We start from the raw sequence: 5928 nt of genomic DNA on the forward strand, positions 1-5928 counted from the left end.
CAACCCGATACGACAAACTTGCCCTCACCTACCGCGGCGGAGCAGTCCTCCGGGCCATCAGCATCTGGCTGACAGCTTTAGGAGACACGCCCTAGTACCCAGTGGAAGAGGTTGCCTCAAGATATGGATGGGCGAGGACCAGCTCTTTGAGTTCCTGATGGGCGGCCCGGATCCGGGCCAACCGCTGCAGTTCGCGCGGAACAGCCAGCCAGTACTTCCGCCGAATAGCTACCGATTCCTTAAGAATGTGGACGAGCCGGCTATCAGGGGCAGCAATGTAAGAGGGAAGAACTGCAACACCCAGCCCCGCCACTGCGGCCATCCATTGCCCTGTGACGTTGTTCGTTTGGATGGCCGGACGGACCCCAGGAAGCGCTGTGTCCAAGAACCGCAGAGCCGGAATGTCCAGAAGCGAATCCACATACCCAATCACGGAGTGCTCGTGAAGCTCGTCCACGTTGGATATGGGCCCGTGACGCTGCAGGTACTGTGCGCTTGCATATAGGCCAAGTGGATATTCTGCAAGTTCGAATGACACAACCCCCCGGATCGTGGGCCGTGCCAGGGAGATACCGACATCAAATTCCTTTGACGCCAGTAGGTTGAGGCGGGTGGCCGTGACTATTTCCAGTTTGAGGTCGGGATACCGTGCTCGTAGATTACCCAGTCCCGGGCTGAGTACGAAAGCTCCGAACCCATCAGGGGCCGCAATCCGCAAGGTTCCGGACAACCGACCAGGCGTGGAACCGAGTTCCTCGGCGGCAGCCAGCAGGGATGACTCCACAGCCTCAGCATGGATGGCCAGGCGTTCCCCGGCTTCCGTGAGCTCCCACCCTCCCGGAGCGCGCACGAACAACCTCGCACCGCTGGCCTTCTCCAGTTGGGTTATGCGCCGACCCACCGTCGTGTGGTCAACGCCCAGGCCACGCGCCGCTGCCACCAGCTTGCCCGTACGAGATACCTCCAAGAAGAAGCGCAAGTCGTCAGCAGCAATCATCTGCTTATCCTATCGTGCAAAAATGCACACGAGAGCGCACTTTTGGCCATTGATAGGGGCATTCTTACTGTGAGAGCTTGATGGTAATTCGAATCCAGACCGCCCCGTGCGAGGGGCACGCCCAAACAAAGGTGTCTCATGGTTGCCAACATTGCCCTTCCCCGCCTAATGCGAGTAGGCGGGGGTGCCATACACGAGACGGGCTCCTTGGTTAGCGACCTCGGAGGACACCGCCCGCTTATAGTCACCGACGCCTACATGGTTGCTTCCGGCGTGGTTGGCAGCTTGACCGAAACTCTCCAGAAGTCCGGGTTGAATGTCGCCGTATTCTCAGGAACGGTTCCTGATCCCACCACCGATTCCCTGAGCGCCGGCGTGAGTGCTGTAAAAGAACACGAGGCTGACATCATCATCGGTCTCGGCGGCGGCAGCGCAATCGATACTGCCAAAGCACTTGGAATCCTGAGCCGGCAAGGCGGTGAGATGCGGGACTACAAGGCACCGAGGAGCAATACTGGCCCTGCGCTTCCCGTTGTCGCTATTCCCACCACAGCAGGAAGTGGCTCCGAAGCCACGCAGTTTACGATCATCAGCGACTCGGAGACCAACGAAAAGATGCTGTGCGCCGGCATAGCATTCCTGCCTGCGGCTGCAGTCATCGACCACACGCTTACCCTGTCCATGCCGCCCCGGCTCACTGCTGATACAGGCATCGATGCACTGACCCACGCCATTGAAGCCTTTGTCAGCAAGAAGGCCAGTCCCTTCTCAGACGCGTTCGCGCTGTCAGCTATCAGGACCATCGGGACGAACCTTAGGAAAGTCTACGAAGACGGCGCGAACCAGGCAGCCCGGGAGGCCATGATGCTGGCCGCCACCCAGGCAGGGATCGCCTTTTCCAACTCCAGCGTCGCTTTGGTTCACGGCATGAGCAGGCCGATCGGTGCTCACTTCCATGTGGCACACGGGCTGGCGAATGCGATGCTGTTTCCGGCTGTAACCGAATTTTCAATAACTGCTGCGGAGTCACGATATGCCGAATGCGCGCGTGCGCTAGGCGTAGCCTCCGCAGCAGCAACTGACCGGGAAGCTTCGGCAGCGCTCGTGAGCGAACTGCACGCGATCAATGCCGACCTTGACGTTCCCACCCCAGCGGTCTTCGGCATCGACCGGCATGCTTGGGAATCCAAGCTTCCGCTCATGGCCGAACAGGCGCTGTCTTCCGGTTCACCCGCCAACAACCCGGTCATTCCCGATGCACAGCAAATCCAAGGCATTTACGCCGGCATCTACTCCTAACCAAATCCCAACATATCTCCCCCGCGCCCGCTGCGGGGCGGCAAGGTACAGCTCTCTAATCAGACATTGCATGTGCGGCCGCATGAACGCCAATGCTCAAGCCAGGAAGACCACAATCCATGAACACGACGACCGTCACCTCCACCATCAACCACTTCATCAGCGGAACCGAGGCTGCAGGTACAGGCACCGCCACCAAGCCCGTCTACAACCCGGCCACCGGCCAGGTCAGCGCCGAGCTGCGGCTGGCCAACCGCGAGGATCTCGACGCGACCGTCGCGGCGGCCAAGGCCGCGGCACTCACGTGGGGCGACATCTCGCTGGCCAAGCGCACCGCCGTGCTGTTCAAGTTCCGCGAGCTGGTCGCTTCCCACGTGGACGAACTCGCCGAACTGATCACGACCGAGCACGGCAAGGTCCTCTCTGACGCCAAGGGCGAGATCGGCCGAGGCCTGGAGGTCATCGAGTTTGCCTGCGGCATCCCGCAGCTGCTCAAGGGAGAGTACTCGGATCAGGTCTCCACCGGCATCGACGTGTTCTCGTTCCGCGAGCCGATCGGTGTGGTTGCCGGTATCACCCCGTTCAACTTCCCCGTCATGGTGCCGCTGTGGATGGCCCCGATGGCGATCGCCACCGGCAACGCCTTCATCCTTAAACCTTCCCACCGGGTCCCTTCAGCAGCGATGCTGCTGGCTAGGCTCTGGAAGCAGGCGGGCCTGCCCGACGGCGTGTTCCAGGTCCTGCACGGGGACCGGGAGGTCGTTTCCGGTCTCCTGACCCACCCGGACGTGGACGGCATCTCCTTCGTCGGTTCCACCCCTGTCGCCAAGCACATCATGGAGACCGCCACGGCGCACGGCAAGCGCGTCCAGGCCCTGGGTGGAGCGAAGAACCACGCCATCGTGATGCCCGATGCGGACCTCGACAACGCCGCCGACCACCTCGCCGCCGCCGCCTTCGGTTCCGCCGGGCAGCGCTGCATGGCCATCTCCGTCGCCGTCGCGGTCGGGAACTCCGCCGACCTGCTGGTCAAGAAGGTCCAAGAGCGCGCCCTGGACGTCAAGGTCAAGAACGGCACGGAGCCCGACGCCGACATGGGCCCTGTCATCAGCACTGACTCCCGGGACTTCATCGTCCGGACCATTACTGAAGCAGAAGCCGCTGGCGCCGCCATGGTGGTGGACGGCCGTGACCTGGTGGTCCCCGGCCATGAGGAAGGCTTCTGGGTTGGTCCCACCGTGCTGGATCACGTCAAGACCGAGATGTCCGCCTACACCGAGGAAATCTTCGGCCCCGTCCTCGTGGTGGTCCGTGTGGCGGACCTGGAGGAGGGCATCAAGCTGATCAACGCCAACCCGTACGGCAACGGCACCGCGATCTTTACTTCCTCCGGCGCCGCGGCGCGGAAGTTCCAGCGCTCCGTCGATGTGGGGATGATCGGGATCAACGTACCGCTTCCCGTGCCGGTGGCCTACTACTCCTTCGGCGGGTGGAAGGCCTCGCTGTTCGGCGACAAGCATATCTATGGCCCGGAAGGGGTCTCGTTCTACACCCGGGGCAAAGTCATCACCTCACGCTGGCCCGAAGCTGAGCACGCGTCCGGCGCCTCCTACAATTTCCCCTTCAACTAGGCGCTTGCCCCAAGAACAGGGTTCAGCCAGATGAAGCAAACGATGAGTGATACTCCCTCTGCTGACGCAGTATTAGCCGCGGGGTGTGTACCGCATTCGAACTCCTCAGGACGATCCAGTACTTAAATGTTCGGGCTTGAGACAGCCGGGGCCCAATGCACCTGCGTCCCCGGCCCCTACACCGCCTGACCGGCAGGTGTAGGGGCCACTCTTCTGCCCTGTCCGGCAGCACTGGTCCTCGATCACGCTGTCCGGTGCCGTGTTGCCTACGTCCTCCTGCCTGCGCACCGGGCGGCGCGCGGGCCTTGTGTCGACGAGGCGGGTACGATGCCTTCGTGCCCGCAGGTGCAGGTGCAGGGTGCGCTGGTCTGCTGGTGGCAGTAGCCACTAACGTCGCCGTCGGCCCATAGAGCGACGGGGTCGCAGTAGCGGCCGCAGGGGACCGGTCAGCGGATGGGTCTTCTACTTTGCCGGCTTTACTCACCTTCCTGGGTGACGAGGCGACGTGGAGTTTGGATGACGGTCGCAAGAGAAAGACATATAAATTTCCCTTAGCTCTGGAGGACAACATGGAACTCGCAACGCTTCGAACAGCCCGAGGGGTGACGGCGGCTGTCCGCCGTGGCGACCGCTGGCTGGCCCTTCCTGCCGACAACCTCAGCCAGTTCCTGCTTAACTCATCCTGGCGGGCAGACGCCGAATCAGTGCTCGCGTCGGCGACTCTTGAAGCCGGCGTCAGCGAAGCCGAAGCGGAACTTGAACTTCCCCTGCCGGCTCCAGGCAAGATGATCTGTTGCGGCCTGAACTACTCCGACCACATCCTCGAAATGGGACGCGATCTTCCCCAATACCCGACTCTTTTCGCGAAGTTCGCGGACACCTTGATCGGTCCAGACCGGGACGTCAAGATACCGCCGACGGCACAAGGCGCTCTCGACTGGGAAGCGGAACTCGCCGTGGTCGTTGGAGCCGAACTGCTGGGGGCCTCAGTGGAGGAGGCTCGCGAGGGAATTGCCGGATATACATTGGCGAACGACCTCTCGATGCGCGACTGGCAGAAGCGGACTCTGCAGTGGTTCCAAGGCAAGGCCTGGGACGCCACCACACCGTTGGGTCCGACACTCATCACAGCTGACGCTATGGACCCAGAGGACGGTATCGAGATCTCGTGCGAGATCAACGGCGTCCGCCGCCAGCACGGGTCCACCAAAAACCTCGTGTTCAGTGCGGCCGCCCTCGTATCGTACGTTTCCACCTTCACCATCCTCCGCCCCGGAGACATCATCCTCACGGGTACTCCGGGAGGTGTGGGGATGGGCATGGATCCGGCGCTCTACCTCACCGACGGCGATACAGCCACCGTGAGCGCGCCGGGCCTCGGCGAACTCACCAACACCATCCGCTTCAGCAAGTAAACCCAAACGTTGAAGATGGGCCAGCACCCACCGTTGATCGCATCACCGACGGAGAGAACTCAATCGAATGCAGCCGCTGACACGAGGGCTCTGAACGAGGAAACGCCTACATGCGTCCACTGGCGGGCCTGGTGACGCTCTCAAGGGAAAAGCTATTGGCACCCGTTGAGGACTTCGATGTCGCGTAGGCTGAGCGCTGCTATCAGGGTGTCGACGACACCGTCGATGATTCGATAGCCATCCGTGCCCGACCGATCCATTCCAAGCGTGGCCGTAGGTAGGTGTTGAGCCGTTCTTTGTCGGGGCGTGGGTGCAGAAGCATGGCCTTTTTGCCGTCGGTGATCGGCTCGTCAGAGGGCCGTATCCTGCAGCCCGCCGCATGGCCTCCGCTGGCCCAGCCCCTTGGCAAGTTTGGCCAACTAGCGTGTCAATTGGCAACTGTCTTGGCAAACGACACATCCCCCTTTTGAAGGCACTCCCCCGGCGTTTTTCAACTGGCATGCACGGGTATTCATGGGACGGGAGTAGCCGCCTCCGTGATTTGCCGACGGTGAACGGCACTCATACTGCTCGGTGGCGGGGCCGG

Annotated in this window: 4 protein-coding genes; 3 read left to right on the forward strand and 1 reads right to left on the reverse strand. The window is 61.9% G+C overall.

Annotated features, from left to right (window positions below; all coding sequences use genetic code 11):
* Positions 1-91 precede the first annotated feature (91 nt).
* Positions 92-997 (reverse strand): LysR family transcriptional regulator, encoded by a 906-nt coding sequence (locus J2X98_RS22010; protein WP_307312623.1) that lies wholly within the window; start codon positions 995-997, stop codon positions 92-94.
* 168 nt (positions 998-1165) lie between these two features.
* On the opposite strand from J2X98_RS22010, the gene J2X98_RS22015 reads away from it, so the two are divergent.
* From J2X98_RS22015 to J2X98_RS22025, 3 genes are all read left to right on the forward strand, one after another.
* Complete coding sequence (locus J2X98_RS22015; RefSeq protein WP_307312629.1) at positions 1166-2296, forward strand: iron-containing alcohol dehydrogenase; 1131 nt, start codon at positions 1166-1168, stop codon at positions 2294-2296.
* Between the two features lie 119 nt (positions 2297-2415).
* Entirely contained in the window at positions 2416-3927 is a 1512-nt protein-coding gene (locus tag J2X98_RS22020) for a CoA-acylating methylmalonate-semialdehyde dehydrogenase (protein WP_307312625.1), read from the forward strand.
* 569 nt (positions 3928-4496) lie between these two features.
* Positions 4497-5342 carry a fumarylacetoacetate hydrolase family protein gene (locus tag J2X98_RS22025; RefSeq protein WP_307312627.1) on the forward strand — a complete coding sequence of 282 codons (846 nt, stop codon included), beginning with the start codon at positions 4497-4499 and terminating at the stop codon, positions 5340-5342.
* Positions 5343-5928 lie beyond the last annotated feature (586 nt).

It is taken from the genome of Pseudarthrobacter enclensis (genome assembly GCF_030811655.1).
In the GTDB taxonomy this organism is placed as follows: domain Bacteria; phylum Actinomycetota; class Actinomycetes; order Actinomycetales; family Micrococcaceae; genus Arthrobacter; species Arthrobacter enclensis_A.

Bases quoted from the DNA above. Each gene is read 5' to 3' on its own strand.
- J2X98_RS22010 (WP_307312623.1), bottom strand. From the start codon at position 997: ATGATTGCTGCTGACGACTTGCGCTTCTTCTTGGAGGTATCTCGTACG.
- J2X98_RS22015 (WP_307312629.1), top strand. From the start codon at position 1,166: ATGCGAGTAGGCGGGGGTGCCATACACGAGACGGGCTCCTTGGTTAGC.
- J2X98_RS22020 (WP_307312625.1), top strand. From the start codon at position 2,416: ATGAACACGACGACCGTCACCTCCACCATCAACCACTTCATCAGCGGA.
- J2X98_RS22025 (WP_307312627.1), top strand. From the start codon at position 4,497: ATGGAACTCGCAACGCTTCGAACAGCCCGAGGGGTGACGGCGGCTGTC.